Source organism: Limosilactobacillus coleohominis, assembly GCF_016901675.1.
GTDB lineage: Bacteria > Bacillota > Bacilli > Lactobacillales > Lactobacillaceae > Limosilactobacillus > Limosilactobacillus intestinavium.
The window spans coordinates 1-725 of record NZ_JACJKU010000175.1; the positions used below are offsets into that span (position 1 = coordinate 1).

General features: G+C 41.2%; 1 protein-coding gene. It reads left to right on the forward strand.

Features of this window, described 5'->3' with window-relative positions; all coding sequences use genetic code 11:
* Nucleotides 1-158 precede the first annotated feature (158 nt).
* Nucleotides 159-524 (forward strand): KxYKxGKxW signal peptide domain-containing protein, encoded by a 366-nt coding sequence (locus H5975_RS08390; protein WP_204785632.1) that lies wholly within the window; start codon nucleotides 159-161, stop codon nucleotides 522-524.
* Nucleotides 525-725 lie beyond the last annotated feature (201 nt).

Here is a 725-nt window from a genome sequence, read left to right on the forward strand (position 1 = left end):
GAACATATATTTACCAAATCCTATTAAATTGGTAATCACTACTTATCGGTCGCTTAATAAAAGTTGAAAATTGCCTCTATGCTAACGGTTGTAAGCTTTCACACGCCATTAAAAAGACTATAATTGGAGCGGATTATTTTTATGGGAAGGTTTTCAATATGGATATGAAGAGTCATTATAAGATGTTCAAAGCTGGCAAACTTTGGATGACAACGTTAATTTCCGTGGCGGTATTAGGAATTGCCAATACTGCACATGCGGATGCTAACCAATCAAAAAATGCTTCTACAGATGGAGGATCGGTTACCGATGTGGAAGCTAATCAAGCTGCTGAACAAATTCAAAAGCCAGCAGTGACGTTACATGCTAATGTTGCAACTCCATCAGGCCAAACAGCAGGGACTGCAGATCAAACGAACGAAACTACTCAAGATAATAGTGGTTCGGTTGCTGACCAACAACAATCAACAGCTACTGCTACTAACCAAGGTAGTCGTTCGACTGATTCAAAGGCAACCATGTAACGTGCTGGCTCTACCATTACGGTTTCTAATCCAACCGACTATCCTAATCAGGCAGCTGCTTTAGTTGGTCATAACTCACAGGGCCAAGCTTACTATATTTTCCAAATTGTCAACCTCAATGGGAGCATAATTGGTACTCATCGGCAAGCACGGTTAATTGTAGCAGTTGATCCTGCTAACCCGCAGGGGACTGTATATGTC

Excerpts from the sequence above, each read along its gene's own strand:
- H5975_RS08390 (WP_204785632.1), top strand. The coding sequence starts at position 159 with ATGGATATGAAGAGTCATTATAAGATGTTCAAAGCTGGCAAACTTTGG.